This is a genomic window from Nitrospira sp. (genome assembly GCA_029194665.1).
Taxonomy (GTDB): domain Bacteria; phylum Nitrospirota; class Nitrospiria; order Nitrospirales; family Nitrospiraceae; genus Nitrospira_D.
In genome coordinates, this window is record JARFXO010000002.1 from 387,356 (window position 1) to 412,412 (window position 25,057).

The 25,057-nt window shown below is 55.8% G+C and carries 18 protein-coding genes and 1 riboswitch; of the genes, 12 read left to right on the top strand and 6 right to left on the bottom strand.

The window, feature by feature from the left end:
• Nucleotides 1-60 precede the first annotated feature (60 nt).
• A complete protein-coding gene (locus tag P0119_07525) occupies nucleotides 61-936 on the bottom strand; it encodes a 50S ribosomal protein L11 methyltransferase (protein MDF0665912.1) in 876 nt (291 codons plus the stop codon).
• A gap of 92 nt (nucleotides 937-1,028) precedes the next feature.
• Between P0119_07525 and P0119_07530 the strand changes: the two genes are divergently transcribed.
• Genes P0119_07530 through P0119_07540 form a run of 3 tightly spaced genes read left to right on the top strand, consistent with a single transcriptional unit; the run spans nucleotide 1,029 to nucleotide 7,364 of the window.
• On the top strand, nucleotides 1,029-2,888 hold the full coding sequence (locus P0119_07530; GenBank protein ID MDF0665913.1) for a MutS family DNA mismatch repair protein: 1,860 nt from the start codon (nucleotides 1,029-1,031) through the stop codon (nucleotides 2,886-2,888).
• The gene (locus P0119_07535; protein ID MDF0665914.1) at nucleotides 2,885-6,331 is read left to right on the top strand and encodes an acyl-[ACP]--phospholipid O-acyltransferase; all 3,447 of its coding nucleotides are present in this window, start codon (nucleotides 2,885-2,887) and stop codon (nucleotides 6,329-6,331) included. Before P0119_07530 ends, P0119_07535 begins: the two co-directional genes overlap by 4 nt.
• A 55-nt stretch (nucleotides 6,332-6,386) precedes the next feature.
• The gene (locus P0119_07540) at nucleotides 6,387-7,364 is read left to right on the top strand and encodes an amidohydrolase family protein (protein MDF0665915.1); all 978 of its coding nucleotides are present in this window, start codon (nucleotides 6,387-6,389) and stop codon (nucleotides 7,362-7,364) included.
• A gap of 140 nt (nucleotides 7,365-7,504) precedes the next feature.
• On the opposite strand, the gene P0119_07545 is transcribed toward P0119_07540, so the two are convergent.
• Nucleotides 7,505-8,170 carry a hypothetical protein gene (locus P0119_07545; GenBank protein MDF0665916.1) on the bottom strand — a complete coding sequence of 222 codons (666 nt, stop codon included), beginning with the start codon at nucleotides 8,168-8,170 and terminating at the stop codon, nucleotides 7,505-7,507.
• Between the two features lie 286 nt (nucleotides 8,171-8,456).
• On the opposite strand from P0119_07545, the gene P0119_07550 reads away from it, so the two are divergent.
• Together P0119_07550 and P0119_07555 are read left to right on the top strand one after the other, a co-directional pair.
• Complete coding sequence (locus tag P0119_07550; GenBank protein MDF0665917.1) at nucleotides 8,457-9,332, top strand: undecaprenyl-diphosphate phosphatase; 876 nt, start codon at nucleotides 8,457-8,459, stop codon at nucleotides 9,330-9,332.
• Nucleotides 9,333-9,344: 12 nt separating this feature from the next.
• A complete protein-coding gene (locus P0119_07555; protein ID MDF0665918.1) occupies nucleotides 9,345-9,605 on the top strand; it encodes a DUF2024 family protein in 261 nt (86 codons plus the stop codon).
• An 82-nt stretch (nucleotides 9,606-9,687) separates the two neighbouring features.
• Here P0119_07555 and lspA read toward each other — a convergent pair whose 3' ends face one another.
• The 3 genes from lspA to nadA form a co-directional block, all read right to left on the bottom strand.
• Nucleotides 9,688-10,221, bottom strand: a complete 534-nt coding sequence (gene lspA, locus P0119_07560; GenBank protein MDF0665919.1) for a signal peptidase II — start codon at nucleotides 10,219-10,221, stop codon at nucleotides 9,688-9,690.
• Nucleotides 10,218-13,031, bottom strand: coding sequence for an isoleucine--tRNA ligase (gene ileS, locus P0119_07565; protein ID MDF0665920.1), 2,814 nt, complete (start codon nucleotides 13,029-13,031; stop codon nucleotides 10,218-10,220). Before ileS ends, lspA begins: the two co-directional genes overlap by 4 nt.
• Before the next feature lie 81 nt (nucleotides 13,032-13,112).
• Complete coding sequence (nadA, locus tag P0119_07570; GenBank protein ID MDF0665921.1) at nucleotides 13,113-14,216, bottom strand: quinolinate synthase NadA; 1,104 nt, start codon at nucleotides 14,214-14,216, stop codon at nucleotides 13,113-13,115.
• Nucleotides 14,217-14,377: 161 nt separating this feature from the next.
• A riboswitch (TPP riboswitch) is annotated at nucleotides 14,378-14,480 on the top strand.
• Between the two features lie 249 nt (nucleotides 14,481-14,729).
• On the opposite strand from nadA, the gene thiC reads away from it, so the two are divergent.
• The 7 genes from thiC to P0119_07605 all read left to right on the top strand — a co-directional run bounded on the left by thiC (nucleotide 14,730) and on the right by P0119_07605 (nucleotide 21,736).
• Nucleotides 14,730-16,634, top strand: a complete 1,905-nt coding sequence (gene thiC, locus P0119_07575) for a phosphomethylpyrimidine synthase ThiC (GenBank protein MDF0665922.1) — start codon at nucleotides 14,730-14,732, stop codon at nucleotides 16,632-16,634.
• A gap of 81 nt (nucleotides 16,635-16,715) precedes the next feature.
• Nucleotides 16,716-17,516: a sulfide-dependent adenosine diphosphate thiazole synthase gene (locus P0119_07580; protein MDF0665923.1), complete on the top strand. Its 801-nt coding sequence runs from the start codon at nucleotides 16,716-16,718 to the stop codon at nucleotides 17,514-17,516.
• A gap of 90 nt (nucleotides 17,517-17,606) precedes the next feature.
• Nucleotides 17,607-18,122 carry a tetratricopeptide repeat protein gene (locus P0119_07585; GenBank protein ID MDF0665924.1) on the top strand — a complete coding sequence of 172 codons (516 nt, stop codon included), beginning with the start codon at nucleotides 17,607-17,609 and terminating at the stop codon, nucleotides 18,120-18,122.
• A 68-nt stretch (nucleotides 18,123-18,190) separates the two neighbouring features.
• Nucleotides 18,191-18,583 carry a histidine kinase gene (locus tag P0119_07590; GenBank protein MDF0665925.1) on the top strand — a complete coding sequence of 131 codons (393 nt, stop codon included), beginning with the start codon at nucleotides 18,191-18,193 and terminating at the stop codon, nucleotides 18,581-18,583.
• Nucleotides 18,584-18,600: 17 nt separating this feature from the next.
• The gene (locus P0119_07595) at nucleotides 18,601-19,692 is read left to right on the top strand and encodes an aminomethyltransferase family protein (GenBank protein MDF0665926.1); all 1,092 of its coding nucleotides are present in this window, start codon (nucleotides 18,601-18,603) and stop codon (nucleotides 19,690-19,692) included.
• A gap of 21 nt (nucleotides 19,693-19,713) precedes the next feature.
• Nucleotides 19,714-20,133, top strand: a complete 420-nt coding sequence (locus P0119_07600; protein ID MDF0665927.1) for a group II truncated hemoglobin — start codon at nucleotides 19,714-19,716, stop codon at nucleotides 20,131-20,133.
• A gap of 778 nt (nucleotides 20,134-20,911) precedes the next feature.
• Entirely contained in the window at nucleotides 20,912-21,736 is an 825-nt protein-coding gene (locus tag P0119_07605) for a class I SAM-dependent methyltransferase (protein ID MDF0665928.1), read from the top strand.
• Nucleotides 21,737-21,838: 102 nt separating this feature from the next.
• Here the strand turns inward: P0119_07605 and P0119_07610 are convergent, their stop codons facing one another.
• Complete coding sequence (locus P0119_07610; protein MDF0665929.1) at nucleotides 21,839-25,033, bottom strand: efflux RND transporter permease subunit; 3,195 nt, start codon at nucleotides 25,031-25,033, stop codon at nucleotides 21,839-21,841.
• Nucleotides 25,034-25,057: the final 24 nt, after the last annotated feature.

A 25,057-nucleotide genomic window follows, 5' to 3' on the forward strand; every position in this document is an offset into this window, starting at 1 on the left:
CTCCTCCATCGGAGATGCTAATCTGATGCACATGTGGATAGGATGGCCTGCTGGACATCGTTAGGCCTCTCCGTCGCAGGATTCCGGTCTGAGGAATTTCATCGCCACCCAACCTTCTTCCTCACGTCGGCCGACGCAGACAAGGCTTAGATCGGACAACTGTTCGGTGATCTCCGCTTCTTGCTCGATGAGAATGCCGGAGAGCAGTAGACGCGCCCCGGAGCATGCGCGGCTAGCCAAATCCTTCGAGAGAGCTAAAATGGTGTGCCGATCAAGATTGGCCAGCAGAAGATCGGCGGCAAACGAACCTCGTTGTGCCAGATCCTTCAAGGTCCCACACAGGATTTCAATCCGTTCCTTCAATCCATTCAGCACGACAGCCTCTCTCGCACAATCTACGGCAACAGAATCAATTTCGACTCCAATGGCCGATGCCGCACCTAGTTTTACCGCTGTTATGGCCAAGATTGCGCTGCCCGTCCCCACATCTACAACCTGTTCTCCGCCATGAATCTCTTCCTGCAGCCACTCCAGAAGCATGCGAGTCGTCGCATGGTGGCCGGTGCCGAACGCTTGCTTGGGATCAAGCGCGATCTCGATATCATTCAGGCCGAGCAGGACCGACTCCCAAGTCGGACGAATAACCAGCCGACCGATTCGAAGCGGCTTCACCGAGCGTGCCCACGCGTCGTTCCAGTCTTGAACCGGCACGAGTGTGACTGAAAAAGAATGTTCACTACTCGCCGTCTCTGAAAGGACTTCACAAACCGAAGCTAACCGCTCTCCGTTCCAGTGGTCTTGCGCCCAATAGAGATGAATCTCGTCCACATCTTCCCAGGCTCCCTGGACCGTCGGATCATCAAGCCGACTCAGCAATTCCCCCGCATCCAGAGAACCGCGAATACACACATCCACCCAGTCATGCGGCATCATCATTGCTCACTCGTGATCGGCTACTTCCATCGTGCCGTGCAGGAGATGAGGCCTGATTTGACGTCCACCACCTGTTCCCAGTAAGGTCGCGGGATATGGCAGGCTCACGCAACTCCCAGATCGAGGCGGTTATCCGGCGCACCGACCGCCTCATTACTCAAGGAACGAAGACCAGCGCAACGTTCACACGATGGCGGTTGGCTATTTTCCTCAGCGGCCTCGTCGGCACCGTGACCCTCTATAAGCTCGACTGGTATCACAGCGGCAACCTGGCCCTTGGAGCATTCCTTACCATTTTCGTCACCGTGGCAACGTATCATAACAGGGTGGAAACCAGGATTCACCGGCTGCGCCAATGGAAGCAGATCAAGCTGGCTCATCTGGCTCGAATGGCGTTGGATTGGGCCGGGATTGCGCCAAGACCCGGTGAAGGTCCGAAGTCTCATCCATATGCCGCTGACCTGGATCTCTTCGGCACGCATTCGCTGACACATCTTCTCGACACCACCGTATCCGACCATGGCAGAGAGCGCTTGCAGAGCTGGCTGCTGGAGCAACCCCCTTCTCCCGCTCATTGGCACGCACGGCAGTCTTTGGTGAAAGAACTGGCGCCTCGTTCCTTATTTCGCGACCGGCTTGCGCTCGAAGCCAAGCTGACGGGAGACCAAGAAATCAACGGTAGGCGATTGGCTGCCGTGCTGGAACATTCGATCGGCTTGCCTCGCTTAGACGCCATACTTGCCGTTCAGAGCGTCCTTGCTCTTGCCACGATCGGCCTTGCCTCGGCTTCGATGCTCGGCTTGCTTCCCGGTTATTGGATGTTTTCGTTCGCGGCCTATGTGTTGATTTACTTCATGACTGATCAAGGGGAAGAGTTGCTGGAGCATGCCGTCGGACTTCACCATGAAACTGAGCGGCTTGCCACAGTCCTCGGTTACATTGAGCGGCATGTAAGACGACGAGACTCGGCGCTCGCTTGCGTCTGGACAAATCTGATCGGTGAGGCCAGTCCCACGTTGCACCTTAACCGCGCTGCACGGACGCTTCATGCGATCAGCATCAAAGCCCATCCACTCGTCCATCTTGCCGTCAACGCGTTGTGCCCCTGGGATCTGTGGTTCACTCGACAACTCATTCACACCCAGCGCGACATCAAGCATGCACTCCCTCTGTGGTTGGACTGTTTGGCAGAAGTCGAAGCGGCATCGGCTCTGGCTACCTTTGCCTATCTCCATCCTGATTACACATGGCCGACTCCCTTCATCGCAGCCGGCGAACAAAACGGCACCCCTCCTGCTCTCAACGCCGACCGACTCGGCCATCCGCTACTGCCGGCCAAGACCCGTATGACCAACGACGTTCATCTGAAGGGACTCGGCTCCATTCACCTGATTACCGGTTCCAACATGTCCGGCAAGAGCACCTTCCTACGGACGATCGGTATCAATCTCTGCCTAGCGCAAGCCGGGGCCCCTGTCTGCGCCGATTCATTTGAATGGACATGGAGCAGGTTGGCCTGTTGCATCCGTGTCGACGATTCTCTCGATGCCGGTCTGTCCTTCTTCTATGCGGAGGTCAAACGACTCAAAACGATCCTCGATGCGACTCAGGAACGTACCTTACCGCCCATACTGTTCCTGATCGATGAGATCTTCAAGGGCACCAACAATCGAGAGAGGCTTATCGGCAGCCGTGCCTACATCACCGCGTTGTCGCAAGGACAGGGCTTCGGCCTCGTGAGCACCCACGATTTGGAGTTGGCGGATCTGGAATCAGCAGTACCGGGTTTGACCAACGCGCACTTTCAAGAAACTGTCTCGGCCGGCGCCCTGGAATTCGACTATAGGCTCAGACCAGGCCCTTGCCCCACGACGAATGCGCTGAGAATCATGGAACTGGAAGGTCTGCCTATTTCCCCAACCTCTCAAATCAGGCACAATAACCCGCACGGATGACCACCTCGGCCGGTTCTGAAACTCAACCTCTATTGCATTCCCTCCGCGGTCTCTTGATCGCCCAATTCTGCGGCGCATTCAACGATAACGCGTGGAAACTGATGGTCGCCTTACTCGCCATTCGGCAGGCCACGGCAGGTATGGCACCGGGCCCCCAACTGGAGACAGTCGCCCAGACCCAGACGGCGATGGCATTTGTCATTTTTACGCTGCCGTTGGTGTTCCTCTCTCTCGTCGGAGGCACATTGGCCGATCGCGTGAGCAAGCGGACGGTGATCATCGCCATCAAGATTGTCGAGGTGTGTCTGATGTCCGCCGGCACCGTCGCGCTCTGGCTTAATCCCGCCGGTGGCATTCTCCCCTTGATCGTCTTATGCGGCATGGGCGTGCATAGCGCCCTCTTCAGTCCATCGAAGTATGGCATTCTTCCTGAATTGATCCCGCATGAGCGACTTGCCGCCGGTAACGGTCTGTTGGAGATGTGGACCTTTGCAGCCATTCTGACCGGCACCGCTGCCGGAGGTTTTCTATTACAGATGTCCGGAGCCCACACCTGGCTGGCTCCGCTTGTATTGACCGGACTGTCGGTCGTCGGTCTCACAACCGCCTTTGGGATTCCACGAGTATCGCCCGCCCGTGCTGCCGGAGGGGTGGGGTCCACAGTCCAAGGCGCATGGGCGGCGATTCAATCCGAACGGATATTGCGCATGGCCATTCCCATGGAAATCATGTTCTGGACGATTGCGAGCCTGTTCGGACAGAACATCATCGTCTATGCCAAAGCTGTCTTGCATCTGTCCGACGCGATGTCGGGCCTTCCACTCACCATTCTGTCTGTAGGCATCGGAATCGGCGCAATGCTGGTCGGGCGAATTTCGAAGAACCGTGTGGAATACGGATTGATTCCTTTGGGCGCCATCGGCGTGTTCTTAACATTGCTGTTGCTCGGCATCCTAGCACCCCCGTTGACAGGAACGTTCCTCATGATGGGAGCACTGGGAATTTGTAGTTCATTCATCTTTGTTCCGTTGAACGCCATCCTGCAATGGAAATCCCCGTCCGATCGGCGCGGTGCAGTCATTTCGTTCTCCAACACGTGCGTCTTCACCGGTATTTTGCTGGGATCGCTCGCGGGTGGCTCTCTGGCCAATGTCGGTATCTCGACAACCGGCATTTTCTTGGCTGCAGCTGTCATGACTCTAGGCGGCATCGGTTGGGCACTGTGGTTTTTGCCGGATACGTTTATTCGGCTGATGCTGGTCATTCTCACAAACACACTCTATCGCCTCCGCATCGTCGGCCAGTCTCATGTTCCACAATCCGGCGGCGCGCTCGTCATTCCAAATCACGTCTCTTTTATCGACGGGTTTCTGCTGATCGCCAGTCTGGATCGTCCCGTCCGGTTTGTCGTTGACTCGCAATATGCTGAGCAGCCGATCTTCAAGCCCTTCATGAAGGCGCTCAGAGTCATTCCCATTTCCTCGCATGAAGGTTTGCGAGTGATTCTGCGGGCACTCCGCGAAGCCGGTTCTGCCATCGACGATGGAAATCTCGTGTGCATTTTTCCTGAAGGCCAGATCACTCGTACCGGAACGCTCTTGCCGTTCCGCAGGGGATTTGAACGGATCGTAAAAGAACGGACAGCCCCCATCATCCCAGTCCACCTGGACCGTGTGTGGGGCAGCATCTTCAGCTTCAATCGGGGCCGCTTTCTCTGGAAAGTGCCGGAGCGGCTTCCCTATCCTGTGACGGTTTCGTTCGGCGCACCGCTGCCGACGGATACCTCGGCGCACGAGCTGCGCAGGAAGATTCGAGAGCTCGGTGAGGCTGCCTGGCAGCTCAGGAAATCGACTCGTCGGCCGCTCCATCGTCAATTTATTTCGTCGATGCGTCGTGCTCCTTTGCGTTTAGCCATGGCCGACCAGAATCGCCCTCACGTCACATCCCTACAAGCCCTGATCGGATCAATCGTCCTTGCGAGGGCGCTTCAGCCGTATTGGAAGGACCAACAACGAGTGGGCGTCTTGTTGCCGCCTACAGTCGCCACCGCCTTGGTAAATGTCGCGGCGCCCCTCTGTGGGAAGACCATCGTGAACTTGAACTACACGGTCGGGAAATCTGGTTTAGAGGCCGCAGTGCATCTTGCCGGTCTGCGCACGATCGTGACCAGTCATACCTTCGTCGAGAAAGCCAAGCTCGAACTACCCGACGGACCGTTGGTGATCTGGCTCGAAGATGTGGCCAAGACAATCGATTTCGGTCAAAAGGTGATGGCTGCCCTGCTAGCCCTGTTCGCTCCCTGCCGCTTCATCGAACGAGCCTGCGGACAGAAGACCCCTCTTACCCCAGACAGCCTGGCCACGATCATCTTCAGCAGCGGTAGCACCGGAGAGCCCAAAGGCGTCATGCTCACGCACTTCAACATCGACACGAACAGTCAAGGCGCCACGCAGGTACTGCACCTCTATCAGGACGAACGGGTCCTCGGTATCCTCCCGTTCTTTCACTCCTTCGGATACATGGTGTTCTGGTTCGTGATGTCCAATAACGCCCCCATGATCTTTCATCCGTCGCCGCTTGACGCGGCGGCGATCGGCGAGCTCATCCGAAACTATCGCATCACCTTCCTCGTCACCACACCGACATTCTTGCAACTCTATTCCCGCCGCTGCACGCCGGAACAATTCAGCTCGGTGCGGGTCATCCTCACCGGTGCAGAAAAACTGCAACCACGACTCGCCCAGGCGATCGAGGATAAGTTCGGAGTGGGTCCGATCGAGGGCTATGGAGTCACGGAATGCGCCCCTGTCATCGCCGTTAATTGCCCTGACTTCCGCGCGGCGGGCTACTATCAACCGGCCTCGCGCCGTGGGACCGTCGGCCAACCGCTCCCCGGTGTATCCGTGCAGATTGTCGATCCTGATAGTTACACACCACTGCAGGCCGGCGCACCGGGAATGTTGCTTGTGAAGGGGCCGAACGTGATGAAAGGGTATCTGGGTCGCGAAGACCTCACGGCCCAGGTCATGCGGGGCGGCTGGTACATCACCGGTGACATCGCCTCCCTTGATGAGGACGGGTTTTTGACGATTACCGATCGGCTGTCACGTTTCTCAAAAATCGGTGGGGAGATGGTCCCTCACGGCAAAGTCGAAGAAGCCCTGCAACTGGCTGCTGAAACCGATACGCAAGTCTTTGCCGTGACCGGCTTACCGGATGAAAAAAAGGGAGAGCGTCTCGCAGTCCTCCATACGTTGGAGGAATCCCGCATTCCTTCCATCCTGGAAAAGCTCTCGGCGACCGGCCTACCAAATTTATTTATTCCGGGAAAGCACCAGTTCATCAAGGTCGAGACGTTACCGGTCCTTGGGACCGGTAAGCTCGATTTGCGGGGTCTAAAGCGAATCGCCATGGAACGACTGCAAGGAACTGCTGAGTCATGATTCCTGAGTGCTTAGCGCTAATGGTTCAGCAAGCATGGCCAATGACCAGTGACGAATGACCGAAAAATCATTGATCGATTGCCACGTGCATCTAGCCGCATTGCCTGACGGTGACAACGGCTGCTATATCTCGCCAAAGATGCTCAAGAGCCCGCTGTTCCGCTTCTTACTCTGGAAACATCGACTGTCCCCTGACAAGCCGCGCGAGGCCAATCACAAGTATCTCAACGACCTTCTGGAGGAATTGCGCGCGTCCCGATATATACAGAAAGCCGTTATCCTCGGCATGGACGGCGTCTATGACGGGAATGGTCGGTTGCTCAAAGAACATACGGACTTCCTTATCAACAACGACTACGTCTTGAACACGACAAAAGCCTATCCCGATGAACTGCTGTCCGGCGTCTCGATCAATCCGCAACGGCAGGACGCCGTCGAGGAAATCCACCGCTGCGCCGAGGCCGGGGCAACCCTTGTGAAGGTCTTGCCGAATGCGCAGCAGTTCAATCCGGCAGATCCCAGGTACAAACCGTTCTACCGCACCCTCGTCGATCGGAAACTGCCGTTCCTCAGCCATGTCGGCTATGAATTCAGCCTGATCGGCAAGGACCAATCAGTTGGAGACCCCGATCGGCTCCGCCTGGCGCTGGATGAAGGCGTGACCGTCATTGCCGCCCATGCCTGCAGCTACGGCCTCATCCTGTACGAAAAATTCATACCCACGCTGCATGATTTTGCGCGGAGCTATCCGAACTTTTACGCCGACATCTCCGCACTCACGCTACCCAACCGGTTTCGCATGCTGCTTCATCTGCGGAAGCATCCGGAGTTGCAGGACCATCTCCTCTTCGGCACCGATTATCCCCTGTCGGTGTTCCATCTCGCCGCTTGGGGCCGCGTGGGCTTTGGCAGGTTGTGGAACATGATTCGTACAAAGAACCGCTTCGATCGACAAGTCGAGGTCTGTAAAGGTTTGAATCTGAATTTTCGATCCTTCGGCGAACTTGTTTCTGGCCGGACCTCGTACACCTGATGTCCCACGGCTCTGCGCTGGATCGTTATTCCTCAGGGTCAATCGGGAGGCTGGAATGCGGTTTGTCGATCCAAACAAAAGAGCCGCACTCCTGTAGGGAGAACGGCCCTTCCTATCGCCCTAAATCTGACCGAGATTATCTAGGGACTGACTGAGATCCGATCCTTGATCAAGTCGAACGTCTCTTTCGGAACGACGTTTCTCGCCACCAATTCGCCCTTCACGCGATACGGGCGGTTGCTCACGATCCGATCTGCCTCGTCCTGCTTCAGGCCTAAAAAGAGAACCATGTCGTTCGCTGAAACCTTATTAATGTTCATCGCCGCCGAAGCAGCTGCCGGAGCGGTTCCGGATGGAGCCTGGCTCGGGGTCAGTATCGCTGTTTGAGGATTGGAACGATCCTTGAGCTCCTTTTGGTAACGGGCAACCAGCGCTTTCAGGGTGTCGTTATGGCGTTTGACATCCTGATATTCCTGTCGCACATTCTTATTCTGAGCCGTTAACGCTTTGACTTTGTCCTCAAGCTCCTTGGTTCGTCCTTCGATCGTGCCTCGCTCCGCATCACGTGCATGCTCAATGCGCTGCAGTTCATCGCGAGCCGCTTGTCCCTCATTGCTGAACTTCACGTTCAGTTCTTTGAGGGTTCGGACCTGTTGCTCCATGGCGTTTTTCTGTTGACGGGTCTTCTCCAGTTCCATCTTGACAGTGTCTGCTTCCGTCAGCGCCTCCTGGTATTTCTTGTTGGATACGCAACCCGTGGTCAACACCGCTCCAACCAACACTATCGCCGTCCACTCACCTCTCATGCGATCCTCCCTCCATCGAATTTCAGGGCTTAACCATCCTTCATGTGGATGTTCGCTTCCACCGGCTGTTACAGTCGCCCTTCCGGATACGTTCTTTGTGTGTATGCCAACATTCTGGCATTGTCAACATAATTGGTTTCGCCTGAGAGCCTCCCACCGACAGAGATTGCCGGTAAACCATCCGGCGCTTGACGGATCAGGGTCACTCTGTGATTATCGCTCACATTCTATCAGACATGGTCATGGGGATTGAAACCTCCCTCGCACTATTCCAAGCAGTGCACGCATGAACGAATGGGGTCCAGCGCTCGCCGTGATTCTCGGAGTCGTCGAAGGACTCACGGAGTTTCTGCCTGTCTCATCCACGGGACATCTTATTCTGGTCGGCCATGCCCTCGGCTTCACCGGAGACGTAGCTGCCAACGCTGAAATCTCTATTCAGTTGGGCGCAATTCTGGCTGTCATCGTCTTTGAACGGCACAAAATCGGACGATTGCTGTCCGGTGCCTGGCAGGAACAGAAGACCGTGCGTGCTGCCTCGGCAAACCAATTTTCAGCACCATGGTCCAACCGCATCAAGGTCTCCATGTGCAGTCACCCCAACTTATGGTTCTTGCTGGGACTGGGAATCGCCTTCCTGCCGGCAGCCACACTCGGTCTGTTGGCTCACGGATGGATCAAGTCGTATTTATTCACTCCCCAAACCGTGGCGGCAACATCGATCCTCGGGGGTATCATCATCCTCATTGTTGAAGCCACGGAACGGACCAGCTCTGCCAAGAATCTGGATCAGGTGTCGGTACTGCATGCCTTCTGGATCGGGCTGGCACAATGCGTCTCCCTGATTCCCGGTATGTCTCGCTCCGGCTCAACCATCATCGGAGGTCTGCTCGCGGGATTGGATCGAAAAGTTGCTACGGAATATTCATTTTTCCTCGCCCTCCCAACCATCATCGCGGCCACGGTGTATGAAACGTGGAAGGCACGAGGGACGTTTACCGACCAGGATTTTCTGGCCCTCGGCCTCGGCATGCTCGTCTCATTCTTGGTGGCCTGGGCCGTCATCGCCGTCTTCTTGACCTATGTCCAACGGCACACCTTGCGCGTCTTTGCCTACTATCGTATTATTCTCGGACTGTTGGTCATATTGATCGTCCGCTGAAAGGAGTTGTTCATGGCTTCGGATACGATTCATGTCTATGATACGTGGGTCAACGGTAAGAGCGGTCGCATTCACTTCGATGTGATGACGACGGATGAAGCCACCGCCCTCAAGCTCGCCAAGGAATACCTCGTCAGCATCGGGGAGCCGACTGCGACAGTGACGACGAAAGAATGTCAATTCTGTCACAGCGAACCGCTCTTCATGTTCTCTGCGGAGCAGCAGAAGCAAGCCAAGGAAACCGGCGGATTTATCGTCCGAATGCCGGCATAACCATGAGGGGGTAATAGTTCGTGTTGAATGAGAGTTCAACACGAGCTATTTAGAAATACCGGCTCCTCACACAGGGAGCATGCTACTGGTCTGACGGGACGGAAGAAGTTTCCGAAGCAGGAGGAGGATCGGTGCGTTTTTCAAAGGCAAAGTGAATGATCAGGAAGATCACTCCGACGGTGATCGCAGAATCCGCGACATTGAACGCCGGCCAGTGATAGTTTTCGACATAGACATCCAAAAAGTCGATCACTTCTCCGAACCGCAACCGATCGATGAGATTCCCGATTGCGCCGCCGAGAATTCCCGCAACACTGACACGCCCCATCCAATCCTGTTCCGGCATCCGCAACAGAATCGTGCCCAGCAGCCCAAGGGCAAAAATCGACGTCAACCCAAAGAAGACCATCCGAAACGCGTTGCTGCTCCCCGCCAGTAGACCGAATGCCGCCCCGGGATTTCTGATATAGGTCAGACTGAAGAGATTGGGGATGACGGAGATCGATTCATGGAGCCGCATAGTTTGCATGATCTGCTGCTTGGTCAGCTGATCCAGAAAAATGATGCTGCCTGTCACTGATGCGAGGGCCAGATTGCGAAGGCTTGATACACTCAACGGATCGCCTCCACACATCGATCGCACAATGTCGGATGGGCGGTATCCTTGCCGACCGCTTCCCGGTAATTCCAGCAACGTTCGCACTTCCCCGCTTGCGATTTCGACACCATCACACGAAGTGGTTCTCCACCCTCCGGACTTTGTGTTACCGTCACTTTCGAGACGATGAATAGGGCACTGAGGTCCTGTTCGTACGGTTTCAAAAAATGGAAATTATCGGTATTGGCTTCGATGTGCACATGAGCTTCCAAAGAAGAGCCGATCGTCTTCTCCCGGCGGCTCTCTTCCAGCACCCCTTGCACCTGCGTACGATACTTCAACAATCGCTCCCACCGCTCGGCCAGCTTCCCATCGGCCCAAGCCGGATCGAACTCGGGAAAGGAGGCGAGATGCACGCTCGTCGTGGCAGCTTCTTTCCGTACCCCCTCCGGCAACATGCGCCAGATTTCATCAGCGGTGAAGCTTAGAATCGGCGCAATGAGCTTAGCGAACGTCACAAGAACATCACACAATACCGTCTGAGAACTTCGACGAGCTCGAGAATCCTTATGAAAGGTATACAACCGATCTTTCAGGATGTCTAAATAGATGGCACTCATATTCACCGTGCAGAAGTAATCTAGCTCGTGGATGATTTGGCGAAAATCAAACTTCTCATAATTCTTCCTTACTACATCGACGAGATTATGAAGCTTGAACAACGCCCAACGATCCAGTTCCGACAACTGGTCGAAACTCACACGATTGAGCGCCGGATCAAAATCGTAGAGGTTACTTAGGATAAAGCGGCAGGTATTTCTGACTTTGCGGTAAACCTCGACTTGTTGGTTCAGAATAGCCGGTGAGACTCTAAGGTCGTCTTTATAATCTTGCGACGCTACCCACAGACGAAGGATTTCCGCCCCCGACTGTTTGATGACATCTTGCGGCGCCACCACATTTCCAGCGGACTTGGACATCTTCTTGCCCTGCCCGTCCACGACAAAGCCATGGGTCAATACCGCCTGATAGGGCGCCCTATGATCGGTTGTGACACCGGCCAGCAGAGCACTGTGGAACCAGCCGCGATGTTGGTCTGATCCTTCAAGGTACAAGTCAGACGGCCACCACTTCCGTGGTTTGAGCACAGCCGCATAGCTCACACCTGATTCAAACCAGACGTCGAGAATGTCACGCTCTTTCTCGAACTGTGTTCCACCACATTTGGGACAGGTTGTTCCCGCAGGCAGCAGTTCGCCGGCGGATTGTTCAAACCAGATATCAGCACCGTTGGATCCCATCAAGGCCGCGATATGCTCGATCACGACAGGGTCAGCAAGGACATGATGACAGGTACTACAAGTAAAGCCTGGGATTGGCACACCCCACACACGCTGACGCGACAGACACCAATCCGGACGGTTTTCGATCATGCCATTGATTCGATCGCGGCCATAGCTGGGAATCCATCGGACCCGTTCGATCTCCGCAAGCGCCTCTCTGCGCAAATCGTTTGTCTCCATGGACACAAACCACTGTTCGGTTGCACGAAAGATTACCGGGCTCTTGCACCGCCAGCAGTGAGGATACGAATGGCTCAGCGAGCCATGCCCCAGCAAGCGTCCATTCGCCTGGAGATAATCGACGATTTTCGGATTCGCCTTCAAGACATGTTGGCCGGCGAACTCCGGCACGACCGATGTGAACCGCCCGGCATTGTCGACCGGTGCCAGGATTTCAAGTCGTTCACCTGGTGAAGCCTTGGCATTGTGCTCAAGCACGAGGATGTAGTCTTCCATCCCGTGACCCGGTGCGATATGCACGCAGCCGGTCCCTTGGTCAAGCGTCACAAAATCACCGAGCAGAATCGGCGACAACCCGGTGGACAATGGACGTTGCGTCTCCAACCCCTCGAACCCCTCTCCGCCCTTCTTCACCCCCAACACCCGATAGTCTTCGAACTTGCAAGCCTTGGCCACGCTCTCGATCAACTTCTCGGCCATAACGAGAAGTTCATCTCCCATCTGCACAAATGCGTAGTCGATGTCGCGATGAAGACAGACCGCTTGATTGGCCGGCAAGGTCCAAGGTGTCGTCGTCCAGATGATGACGGAGACCAGCTTCAGGCCTTCGGGAAAGGAAATGCCGGGGAAGGTCTGACCGAAAACCGGCGGTGAGGTGACGACCGGGAACTTCACATAGATCGATGGCGACGTGTGGTCATCATATTCGACTTCTGCTTCCGCCAGCGCCGTTTGATCGTGTGTACACCAGAGTACCGGCTTGAGACCCTTGTAGACTCCGCCACGCTCGACAAATTTTCCAAACTCACGAATGATCGTGGATTCAAAGCTCGGCGTCATGGTGAGGTACGGATGTTCCCACTCTCCCAATACTCCGAGTCGTTTGAATTCGTCACGCTGAATATCGACATATTTCTCAGCATAGGCACGACAGAGTTTGCGGATCCCTGAGACATCCAAGTCTTTGTTCTTCTCGCCAAGCTCCTTCATGACTTGGTGTTCGATCGGCAACCCATGACAATCCCACCCCGGCACATAGGGCGCATGAAAGCCTGCCATGGTTTTCGACTTGACGATGATGTCTTTCAAAATCTTATTCAGAGCATGACCGATGTGGATACGGCCATTGGCATAGGGAGGGCCATCGTGGAGCACATACCGAGGCCGTCCCTGCCCCATTGCCTGGATCTGCTCGTAGAGTTTCTCCTGTTCCCACCAGGCCAACATTTCAGGCTCGCGCTGCGGCAGATTGGCCTTCATCGGGAACTCGGTTTTCGGAAGGTTGAGTGTTGACTTGTAATCCATAAACAATGGGATCCGCGCATTCACCGCATGAACATGTGGAATCGATGGACTATACCGGAAGGAAGGGGGGAGGCACCAGCCCTAACTGATTGCCATCATGCGGTCCAGCGCAACCTTCGCCCAACGCTTGTCGTCCTCGGACACCATGATGTGGTTCACGACATGCCCCTCGGCCAGATTCTCCATCGCCCAGCAGAGGTGTGCCGCATCGATTCGAAACATGGTGGCACACTGACAGACTGTAGATGACAGGAAAAACACCTTTTTGTCGGCGAGTTCGTGTTTCAATCGATTGACAAGATTCAATTCCGTCCCAACCGCCCAGGTCGTGCCGGCCGGGGCGGCGGTCACCGTGCGAATGATGAACTCGGTCGATCCGATGAGATCAGCCTTATTGACTACATTTTCGTGGCATTCTGGATGCACGATGACGTTGCCGTTCGGATACTGCTTGCGGAAGTGATCCACATGAACCGGTTGAAACATTTGATGGACGCTGCAATGACCTTTCCATAAGATCAATCTGGCTCGCTTGATGGCTTCCTTCGTATTCCCGCCGTGCGGTTGGTAGGGGTCCCACACGATCATCTGTTCACGGGGAATGCCCATTTGGTTCGCCGTATTACGGCCCAAGTGTTCATCAGGAAAGAAGAGGATTTTTTCTCGCCTGGCCCAGCACCATTCAATCACCGCTTTGGCATTGGAAGAGGTGCAGGTGATGCCTCCATGTTCTCCGCAAAAGGCTTTGAGTACCGCCGCGGAGTTTACATAGACCGCCGGAATCACCCTGTCTTCCACGGGAACCACTCGTCCCAATTCTTCCCAGCACTGATCAACCTGTTCGATCGCCGCCATATCGGCCATCGAGCAACCAGCAGCCATGTCCGGCAGGATCACTGTTTGTTGAGAACGGCTGAGAATGTCCGCCGTCTCGGCCATAAAGTGCACACCACAGAAGACGATGTAGGGGCGCTCGGATCGTTCGGCAGCTAATTTCGACAACATAAGCGAGTCGCCGCGAAAATCGGCATGCTGAATGACTTCGTCCCGCTGGTAATTATGGCCCAGGATCATGACCCGTTCACCTAGCGCACTCTTCGCCGCTGTCGTCCGGCGATATAATTCCTCCGTCGACTGCGTCTGGTACTCGGTGATTGGCCTCGGTAGCGTTGCAGCAGCCGTCACAATATTCCTCCAAACGTAAGGGAATTTATTCTACGATAGCCCCCCTCCACAATCAACGAATCGCCCATCGAGGAAAAGCACTAGTCACCCGCCCAAAGGAGAAGACGTGGAATGGGCCTAATGGCCGATTGACTTCGTCGTCTCGGAAGAATACGATTAGCCGCTATAGCTAGGGGAGCCTAGAGGCTGAGAGTCCGAATGATCGGACGACCCTCACAACCTGACCTGGATAATACCAGCGTAGGGAAGCCGGACGACATCGGAGCTTGTGAGGAATTCAGCCGCATTCCCGGCTTGTGGGAAGGCGGCTTTTTTATTCTCCTTCGCCGAATACCCCGTAGCCCGCTACGGGGATGAAGGCGTGGAGAACCCTCCATAGCCTTGGCGAAGGAGGGTCGTGGCTTCGGAGAACTTCGCAAGATGCTCCGCAGCTTGCTGCGGAGAGCTTCGTTGCACGAAGGCCGCTGGCAGATGTGGACCCTGCACGTCGATCAACCATGAAAGGATCTCTTTATGAGCATCCAGGCGAATACAAACGGATCCGTTAACGGGAATGGGATCCCGACTTCCTCATTGACCACGACGCCCTTTCCGGCATCGGGCAAAGTTTATGTGGACGGAACGCAGCCAGGGGTCCGTGTCCCGATGCGAGAAATCAGTTTGACCCAGACGAAAGAGACGAATGGGACGAGATCCAACAATGCTCCCGTGATCCTCTATGATACCTCTGGCCCTTATACTGATCCCGCCGTCACGATCGACGTCCGCAAGGGACTTACGCCGTTGCGGCGGCCCTGGGTACTCAGCCGACAGGATGTTGAAGAGCTTCCACAAGTAAGCTCGAACTACGGTCGCATCCGTGCGGTCGATCCAAACTTGGCAGAACTTCGTTTTCAGCATATCCGTAGATCGTTGCGGGCCAAACCTGGTCGCAACGTAACCCAGCTGCACTATGCGCGAAAAGGCATCATCACACCGGAGATGGAATTTATCGCCATCCGTGAGAACCAATCGCACCCAACCGAACCCGAGGTTGCATCCAAGAACGGCCATGGTGGTGGGGTGACGCAGCATCCCGGATTTGCCTGGGGTGCCGCCATTCCGCGAGTCATCACGCCGGAGTTCGTGCGCGACGAGGTTGCCCGTGGCCGCGCGATCATCCCATCGAACATCAACCATCCGGAAAGCGAACCCATGATCATCGGACGGAACTTTCTCGTGAAGATCAATTCCAACATCGGCAATTCCGCCGTCGCCTCCTCGATCGAAGAAGAAGTCGAGAAGATGATTTGGTCCACCCGTTGGGGTGCCGATACCGTGATGGACCTGTCGACGGGCAAAAACATTCACGAAACACGCGAGTGGATCATCCGCAATTCCCCGGTGCCGATCGGAACGGTGCCGATCTATCAAGCGCTCGAAAAAGTGAACGGCAAGGCGGAAGACCTCACATGGGAGGTTTTTCGCGACACCCTGATCGAACAGGCGGAACAGGGCGTCGACTACTTCACCATTCACGCGGGCGTGCGCCTGGCCTATGTGCCGATGACCGCAACGCGCATGACGGGGATTGTTTCGCGCGGCGGATCGATCCACGCGAAATGGTGTCTGGCCCACCACCAAGAAAACTTCGCCTATACGCACTTCGAAGAAATCTGCGAAATCATGAAGGCCTACGACGTCGCTTTCAGTCTCGGTGACGGACTCCGACCTGGATCGATCGCCGATGCCAACGACGAGGCGCAGTTTGCCGAGCTCGAGACTTTGGGTGAGCTGACCAAGATCGCATGGCGGCATGATGTACAGGTCATGATCGAAGGCCCAGGCCATGTGCCCATGCACATGATCCAGACCAACATGGAAAAGCAGCTCGAAGCCTGCCATGAGGCTCCATTTTATACTTTAGGACCGCTGACGACCGATATTGCGCCCGGCTACGACCACATTACATCAGGTATCGGCGCCGCCATGATCGGCTGGTACGGCTGCGCCATGTTGTGCTACGTGACTCCTAAGGAACATTTGGGCTTGCCGACTCGCGAGGACGTCAAGACCGGCGTCATCACGTATAAGATTGCCGCCCATGCGGCCGATCTGGCCAAAGGCCACCCTGGCGCCCAAGCGCGTGATAACGCTCTGTCGAAGGCTCGATTCGAGTTCCGCTGGGAAGACCAATTCAACCTCTCTCTCGATCCGGAGACTGCCCAGCAGTTCCACGACGAAACGCTTCCCGACAATGCCGCCAAGGTCTCGCATTTCTGCTCGATGTGCGGGCCACACTTCTGCTCCATGAAAATCACGCAAGACGTTCGAGAGTACGCCGCGCAGCTCCACGTCGACGAACAACAAGCGATTCAGATCGGCATGAAGGAAAAAGCAGAAGAGTTCAAAAAGACTGGCTCTGAAATCTACCGTTAACCGTTATTGGTTAGACGCATTCAATATCGGACTCCCAGCGCATCGATTAACGATTCACGGTTCACGATTAACGAGGTTGCAATGGCTAAACCTAAACCCGCCCCGTTACGGGAAAGAGACATCACCCGGCAGATCGCCCGGGAATACTATAAAGAGTTTGATCAGCTCATCGAGAGTGACGTCATTATCGTCGGCGCGGGACCATCCGGGCTTATTTGCGCGCACGACTTGGCCGCGATGGGATTTCGCACGCTCCTCATCGAGCAAAGCCTGGCTCTCGGTGGTGGATTCTGGTCCGGCGGGTATCTCATGAACAAGGCCACCATCTGCGAGCCGGCGAATGAAATCCTTGAAGAAATCGGCGTGCCTTGCAAGAAGATCAAAGAGTGCGAGGGGATGTATATCGTCGACCCACCGCACGCCACAGGAGCCTTGATTGCCGCGGCGTACAATGCCGGCGCCAAGATCATGAATCTGACGCGAGTGGTGGATTTGATCCTGCGCAATGACGGCCTATTGGAAGGAGTCGTCGTCAACAGCACCACCGCTGAGATGGCCGGTCATGATACCATCCACGTCGATCCCATCGCCCTTGAAAGCAAGATCGTGGTTGATGCCACCGGTCACGATGCCGTTCTGGTCGAACTCCTTCACAAGCGGAACCTGTATCATGAGGTCCCGGGAAACGGCGCCATGTGGGTCGCACGATCCGAAGAAGAAATCATGGATCGTACCGGAGAAGTGTCTCCAAATTGCTTCGTCATCGGATTGGCCGTCGCCGCCGTGTATGGCACCCCAAGAATGGGCCCAGCCTTCGGCTCGATGCTGCTGTCCGGGCGATATGGAGCGGAGTTAATTAAGAAGAAGCTGAAACAGGAGTGAGGAAATGTGGTTGATGGATGATGGGCTCTTGGTGGATGATGAGGAGCCGATGCTCGTTAACCATCAACTATCGACCGTTCAGTGATTCACATGGATATTCAAGACTTTTTGGTCCAAGGCGAAGGCCGCGAAGAAGACAAGCGCCAGGCATGGGATCTCTTCCAGCAGGCTTATGAGCAACAGATGAAGCGTGAACTGGAGGAGGCCGTCAACCTGTACAAAAAATCGCTTGCGACTCATCCCACTGCCGAAGCCTACACGTTCTTGGGATGGACCTATAGCTGGATGGGACGGATTGACGAGGCCATTGAAGAATGTCACAAGGCCATCGTGCAGGACCCTGACTTCGGCAACCCTTACAATGACATCGGCGCCTACCTGATCGAAAAGGGTGAATTTGACGAGGCCATTCCCTGGTTTCAGAGGGCGATTCAGGCCAAGCGTTACGAAAGTCCGGCCTATCCGCACCTCAATCTTGGCCGCGTGTATGAGCGCAAAGGCGACTGGACCGAAGCCATCGATTCGTATAAGAAAGCGCTTACCCTGGATCCAAACTACGTCTTAGCCAGGAAGGCGCTCGGACGGTTGGTCAGCTCGCTGAACTGAAACGGTTGGGTTGGTTTCTTCGATTCATCTCGTGATGCCGAACCCTAATCTGTAAACAAAAAAACAGCATGAACCAGACAAACCACACCACCATCTTGGTCGCCATTACAGATCTTTTCTTCTACACCAAAGTCAGAGACGCATTGCGTCAACCGGAATACCGGCTTGAAAAAGCACGCACGCAACAGGATATTGTCGAGAAAGCCGTATCGGCCAACCCAAGGGTAATCCTCTTCAATATGAACGACCTCACTCTTGATGCTTTTCAAGCGTTGGAGAAACTGAAAGCGGATCCACGGTTGAAGAGCATTCCGACGCTGGCCTTTGCCAATCATGAAGAAGTGGATACCTGGAACCGCGCCAAAGCGCTGGGAGTGACGAAGGTTGTCTCCCGCAATGAGTTCTCTGCCCGTACGAGAGAACTAGTGGAAGAATTGTTCACGTCAGACGTGAAGGGGTAAGGGGTGAAAGATTTTCGATGAGACAATCGCGCATCCACCAGCAACATGCTCAACTCGGAGCGACGTTTGAGAACATCACCGGCTGGGAAATACCGGCTCACTATGGCGATGTTGCGGCCGAACATCGTGCCGTCCGCCGGACAGTGGGGATAGCCGATCTCTCTCATCGCGGCAAGCTCCGGGTCACGGGTGAGGATCGCGTGAAGTGGCTGCAAAGCGTCATCAGCAACGACATCCTTCCCCTTCAACCAGGGCAAGGCCGCTATTCCAGTTTTTTGACCCACAAGGGCAAGATGCTCACATACTTCCGCCTGTACATGCAGACAGAAGCCGTCATGCTGGAGGACATCGGCGAGATCGGGGACGCCACGTTCCAGGCCCTCCGCAAATTCCTTCTCTACGGGACCAAAGCCAAGTTGGAAAACTGTGCCGAGAGCTGGGGGCTGCTGTTGATCAGCGGACCGAAGGCCTTGCATGTGGTGCAATCCGCGTTCGGTGTGGACGTCACGGACTTAAAGCCGGTCGATTTTGTCGCGGCACAGATCGGCGGACATCACGCCCTGGTGTTACGCACCGAAGAAACCGGAGAAATTGATATAGAAGTGCTGCTCCCTACTGACGGCCTCCCAGCCGCTTGGACCAGCGCCATGCAGGCCGGAGACAAGTTCGGCATGAGGGCAATCGGAAGCCACGCGCGAGAAGCCTTGCGCCTGGAAGCAGGCCTCCCGAAGGCCGGAGCTGATTTGAACGAAGAGATTGTGCCGCCAGAAGCTAATCTTGAGGAAAAGGCTTTCAGCCTGAACAAAGGGTGTTATCCGGGACAAGAAGTCGTGGCACGCATGGATACCTACGGTAACGTACGCCGCAAGCTCGTCGGCCTGGTCCTAAAAGATACAGTCGTCCCGTCGCATGGAGCCAAACTATACAGTGGTGATCGCGAAGTAGGCTGGATCAGCAGCGCCGTCCATTCACCCCAGCTCAATAAGGTCATTGCCTTCGGATTTCCTCTGCGCGACTTCAGTAAGCCCGGCACGGAACTGGCCGTGGAATTTGAGAGTGGCAGACATCCGGCCACCGTTCAGACCCTGCCCTTCTACACCAAGCAATAATCACAGCCCCCACGATGACCTATGTCTCTTGATGACCAGGAAGACAATACACAAACCACTCCGTATCAGGAAGCCGGTGAACTTGCGGGAATCACTCGCTTGGTGGACGAGTTCTACGTCAATATGGATACGCTGCCTGAGGCTGAAACCATTAGAAGCATGCATCCATCTGATCTGACCGAATCACGCAAGAAACTGACCTATTTCCTGTGCGGCTGGCTTGGTGGTCCCAAGCTGTTTCAGCAACAGTATGGGCCGATCAGCATTCCGGGATTCCACAAGAAGTTTCCTATCGGATACGAAGAGCGCGATGCCTGGTTGCTCTGCATGCAACGAGCCATCGCTGTCCAACCCTACAGCGGCCAATTCAAAGACTACCTCCTAGCGGCACTCAGCATCCCAGCGGAACGAGTGCGAGAAGTGAACGCAGGAGAATTCTAGCCCCCTCCCCTGCACAGACTGATCAGTTCCGATTGAAGTACAGACTCGCACGTTGGGTACATCTCTGCATCCTCGAGGATACAGAACCTCCATCTTTCAAGATTCTCTCGATGAACCGGTACCCTTCAAAATCAACGTGATGAACGAACAACTCGCCCGACTCCATTCAACCAATTGTGTGGCATTCTCCTTGCTCGTCGGAAATGGGAAGGAGTCGCGGTGGACCGAAATTCATGAACAACAAAATGGCTTCTCTCTTCAATCACTCTCAAGATCGTCACCTCTCCCGTTCACTCCAGACTGAACCGATCCCGATCGGATGCGAAGCTTGGATCGACGTGAGCCGGTTTTCTCCCGGAGAGAAGTTCGAGCCTCAGGCTGTTAGAGATCTCAAAGTGCCTGCAGACCATCCGCGTTCAGATCTTGCCGACAGTTCTCTGACGAAATCGTTTGCCCTCCTATGTAGGAAGTTTCGGCGTGGTTCCAACGAAGGTCTCGACTAACTACTCCCGCAACATCATCCGGTTCATTGGTAGAGCGACGAGCTGGGCAGTTTCAAAGGCGTGGCCTGCCCATCTTAGGCCATGCAAACCGCAGTCGTTAGTCGCACGTAATCGGACAAGTTAAAAAAAGTAACGCCGGATTCGAATGGCCCATCATATGTCAGTATTGTGGCCCAACCATGGATATTGGTCCGTTCAATTGCACATACAGCTACCAGGAGAGTAGTATTCGATGACCCCGCTCTGCCAATTATCAGACGCTATGGAGAATCGCGATGAGCACCATCGAACATGACTATGCTCCGATCTGCGACCTGTATGAGCGACATCTCGGATCGGCTTTGTTTGAGCCCTATGCGATCGATCTTGCGCGTCACGTAGCTGGTGACTGTGCAAAGGGCTCCGTTCTTGAAATGGCCTGCGGGACCGGTATTGTCACTCGACAACTCCGTACCTATCTGACGCCGGCCGTGGCCCTTACTGCAACCGATATCAATCTCGGCATGCTTGACTACTCGCAAAAGAAGCTGAACGCCTTGGAGGGAATCGCCTGGAAACAGGCGGACATCGCGGACCTGCCTTTTCCCGACGCTTCGTTCAATGTGGCCGTGTGTCAGTTCGGACTGATGTTCGTGCCGGATAAAGACCGCGCGTTTCGCGAAATGTGCCGAGTCCTGGTTCCAGATGGTTTGCTCACCTTCAGTGTGTGGGATCGGATGGAGAATAACTCCTGGGGCATCATTGCCCACGAGACCGTCGGAGGATTTTTCCCTGAAAATCCACCGCAGTTTTTCAAAGCGCCTTGTAGTTTTTATGATGTCGACGTCATGCGCAGTTTGTTGACGGCGAGCGGATTTGATCGCATCAACATTCAAACAGTCCGGAAGGAATGCTACAGTGGCACAGCTCAATCACTGGCGATCGGGCTGATCGAAGGCGCGCCGGTCCTCGCCGAAATTCAAGAACGTGGTGGTTCGTCCGAACCGATCGTCGATGCAGTGGCGACAGCCTTAGCCCGAGTTGGGGGAGCCAACCCATGCCGCTCAACGATGCAAGCCATTGTGGTAACGGCGCGAGTGAAGGATCACGTGAACCTATAGACATGGCGGCGTAGTTTCGGCTGTCATACATCCGATAGCCGAGATAGAGCAAGCAGAGCAGGAGCGCGAACAACGCCTTGTATCTTCCGCTGACTCTCTTCATCATGAGGGGAGTCCTTTTTGCTCAGCCGTTCGCCGGCTGTAAATCATCGCATAGACACAGGGCACGAAGGACAGGGTAAAGACGGTCGCCACGAGCAAGCCGCCGATGACGGCTCGCCCCAGCGGCGCATTCTGCGAATACCCGGTCGCCATGGGGACCATCCCGAGGACCATGGCCGACGCGGTCATGAGCACCGCGCGAAAGCGGGCGGTGCCGGCTTCGATCGCGGCCCGCACCGCGTCGCCGTGCTCTCGGAGCCGGTCGCGTGCAAAGGAGACGACGAGGATCGAATTGGCGGTCGCCGTGCCCATGCACATGATCGCGCCCGTCAAGGCTGGTTCCGACAGCGGCGTCCGGGTCACGAACAACGCCCAGGCAATGCCCGCCAGGGCGCCCGGCAAGGCGGTGACGATGATGAAGGGATCGAGCCAGGACTGGAAGTTGACGACGATCAGCAGATAGACCAGCACCATCGCGGCGAATAAGCCGAAAATCAGTTCCGCGTACGCGTCGTGCATCAGGGCGGCTTGCCCATGGATTTGGATCTCCGCGCTGTCGGGCAACTCATCCTTCAGCTCATGCACCGCCTCCTCGACGTCCTCCAGTAACCCGCCCAGGTCGCGCCCTTCGGGGGAGACATAGAGGTCGAAGAGCGGCATGATATTCCCGTGCGTGACGATGCTCGGTGTGCCCACTGGTTTGAAGCCGGCCATATTGCCGAGCAACTCCATCTCACTCGCCGCATTGCGGTCAAGGGACCCGACCGGGACGGTCTTGAGCGCCGTCATGCCGTTGACCTGCGGTTGCGGAATATAGACATTGATCTGATACGAAAATCCGGTGGCGGGATCGAGCCAAAAGATCTGGTCGACCTGTTGGCTCCCCGCCGCCACCATTTGAAGATTGACGGCGATGTCGCCCTCGGTCTTGTTCGCGTCAAGTCCGTACGTGCGGCGGCCTTCGGCCAGGAGGGTCGGCTGGCGCATCGGTTGCTGGAGCACCACGTCCGAGGCGCCGGGAATCTGGCGCAGCCGGCCGATCAATTTGCGGGCGAACTCATAGTTCTCGTCCTGGTCCGGTCCGTTGACCTGCACATCGATCGGCGCAGGCGCGCCGAAGTTGAGGATCTTGGCCGTCAGATCGGACGGTTGAAAGGTGAATTCGGTCCCGGGATAGCGCTCCGTCAAGCCCTTGCGGAGAATGCGCCGGTACTCCCACACCGGCGACTTTTCATCCTTCAAGAGGACCGTCACATCACAATCCTGAGAACCGATCGTGGGTGTCGGAATGAAGGCGAGGTTATGCGGTCCGATCGGGAGCCCGCAATTACCGACGACGTTCTCCACCTGCCCCGGCAACAACGTCTCGATGTCTTCGGCGACCAGCGACACGATGCGCGCGGACACCTCGACGCGCGTGCCGAGCGGCGCGCGAAAATGCATCTGAATGACATCCGACCGAATCTCGGGGAAGTAGTCGCGTCCCAGGAAGTAATAGAGGGAGAGCGAGCTCACCGCGAGGGTCAGCGCCATGATGACGAAGCTGCGACGACGAGCCACCGCCTGTTCGAGCAACGCACCATAGCCTTGGCGAAATCGATTAAAGCGGCGCTCAAAGCCGGCTTGAAAGCGGGTGAAGAGGCCCAGCAGGCCCGCTAGGTTGGCGCGCCAGCCGACCCGATGTTCCTGATGTCCGGATGCCGCCTCGTGGTGCTCCACGACGAGCATGTATTTCGCCATGGTCGGCACCAGCGTCCGCGACAGGATAAAGGAGGCAATCATGGCAATGACGACCGCCTCCGCCATGGGCTTAAACAGATAGCCGGAGGTGCCGGTGAGCTTGAAGAGCGGCAACCAGACGATCGCGATGGCTAACGTGGAGACCAACGTCGGGACGACGATCTCATTGGCGGCATCGATGATCGCGGTCTCCAGCGGCTTGCTCATTTCGAGATGGCGATCGATATTCTCGATCATCACGGTCGCATCATCGACCAGGATGCCGACGGCCAGCGCCAACCCGCCCAAGGTCATCACATTGATCGTCTCCCCGAGCCAATGGAGCCCGATGATGGCGCTTAGAATGGAGAGCGGGATCGAGGTGGCGATAATCACCGTCGGTCGCCAAGACCCCAAGAGCACCAGCACGATGAAGCCGACCAGCAGACCGGCGGTGAGCATTTCATGCAGCACGTCCACGATCGACTCCTTGACGAACGTCGACGTGTCGTTGAGGAGCCTGATTTGCATACCCTTCGGGACAATCTTCTGAATGCGCGGGACCATCTCTTTGATCCCGTCCACCACGTCCAAGGTGGACGCCTCCGTGCTCTTCATCGCGACGATGATGACGGATTGTTTCCCATTCACGATTACTGCATTCTGTTGCACCCGTCCCATGAGTTCGGCCGTACCGATGTCGTGCAGGTAGACGAACGCGTTCCCTTCGCGCTTGATCGGAATGTTTTCAAAGTCCTTGATCTGCATCGGGGAGGCATTGGTCAGGAGCATCCAGTCGCTCTGCTCGATCTTGACGTCCCCGGCCGGCAGGATGAGGTACTGTTGCCGGAACACGGCGTGGACATCCGCCACTGTGATGTGACGAGCGAGCAAGGCTTGCTGGTCGAGGTTGATCATCACTTGTAGCGGAGACCCGCCGTAGGGAAATGGGACGATCACGCCGTTGACGGTGACCAGCAGGGGGCGGATTTGCATGTAGGAGATGTTAAAGAGCTCGGCCGGCGTCATGGTGTCGGAGCTGACTTCCAGCATCGCGACCGGCAGCGAGGACGGCGCGAGCCGCATGATCATGGCCGGCGAAATATCGGGCGGCAAGACTTTGATGACGGTCTGTGCGATGGCGGTGATATCCGCTTCCGCCCGGCCGACGTCGATGCCGTCCTGAAGAAAAATATTGGTGATGCTGATGCCGTAGTAGGAATGACTGTGCAGGTACTTGATCCCTTCGACAGTCGAGGTGACGAAGCGCTCGAACATATACGTGATGCGTCCGTCCAGCCTCGGCGGCAACATGCCGAGGTAGGGCCAGACGATGGACGTAACGGGAATCCGGATGGAGGGAAACACGTCGGTCGGCATCTCTTGGATGGTCAGCGTCCCGAACAGCACGAGCAAGATCGCCAGCACAACGAAGGTGTATGGCCGGCGAAGGGCTATGATGACAAGTTGGTTCATAGGCGAAGCTCGACAGGGCCCCTG

Excerpts from the sequence above, each read along its gene's own strand:
- P0119_07595 (MDF0665926.1), top strand. The coding sequence starts at position 18,601 with ATGAGACAATCGCGCATCCACCAGCAACATGCTCAACTCGGAGCGACG.
- thiC (MDF0665922.1), top strand. The coding sequence starts at position 14,730 with ATGAGCATCCAGGCGAATACAAACGGATCCGTTAACGGGAATGGGATC.
- P0119_07550 (MDF0665917.1), top strand. The coding sequence starts at position 8,457 with ATGAACGAATGGGGTCCAGCGCTCGCCGTGATTCTCGGAGTCGTCGAA.
- P0119_07610 (MDF0665929.1), bottom strand. The coding sequence starts at position 25,033 with ATGAACCAACTTGTCATCATAGCCCTTCGCCGGCCATACACCTTCGTT.
- P0119_07580 (MDF0665923.1), top strand. The coding sequence starts at position 16,716 with ATGGCTAAACCTAAACCCGCCCCGTTACGGGAAAGAGACATCACCCGG.
- P0119_07540 (MDF0665915.1), top strand. The coding sequence starts at position 6,387 with ATGACCGAAAAATCATTGATCGATTGCCACGTGCATCTAGCCGCATTG.
- P0119_07545 (MDF0665916.1), bottom strand. The coding sequence starts at position 8,170 with ATGAGAGGTGAGTGGACGGCGATAGTGTTGGTTGGAGCGGTGTTGACC.
- P0119_07555 (MDF0665918.1), top strand. The coding sequence starts at position 9,345 with ATGGCTTCGGATACGATTCATGTCTATGATACGTGGGTCAACGGTAAG.
- P0119_07535 (MDF0665914.1), top strand. The coding sequence starts at position 2,885 with ATGACCACCTCGGCCGGTTCTGAAACTCAACCTCTATTGCATTCCCTC.
- P0119_07605 (MDF0665928.1), top strand. The coding sequence starts at position 20,912 with ATGAGCACCATCGAACATGACTATGCTCCGATCTGCGACCTGTATGAG.
- P0119_07530 (MDF0665913.1), top strand. The coding sequence starts at position 1,029 with ATGGCAGGCTCACGCAACTCCCAGATCGAGGCGGTTATCCGGCGCACC.
- ileS (MDF0665920.1), bottom strand. The coding sequence starts at position 13,031 with ATGGATTACAAGTCAACACTCAACCTTCCGAAAACCGAGTTCCCGATG.
- P0119_07590 (MDF0665925.1), top strand. The coding sequence starts at position 18,191 with ATGAACCAGACAAACCACACCACCATCTTGGTCGCCATTACAGATCTT.
- P0119_07525 (MDF0665912.1), bottom strand. The coding sequence starts at position 936 with ATGATGATGCCGCATGACTGGGTGGATGTGTGTATTCGCGGTTCTCTG.
- P0119_07585 (MDF0665924.1), top strand. The coding sequence starts at position 17,607 with ATGGATATTCAAGACTTTTTGGTCCAAGGCGAAGGCCGCGAAGAAGAC.
- P0119_07600 (MDF0665927.1), top strand. The coding sequence starts at position 19,714 with ATGTCTCTTGATGACCAGGAAGACAATACACAAACCACTCCGTATCAG.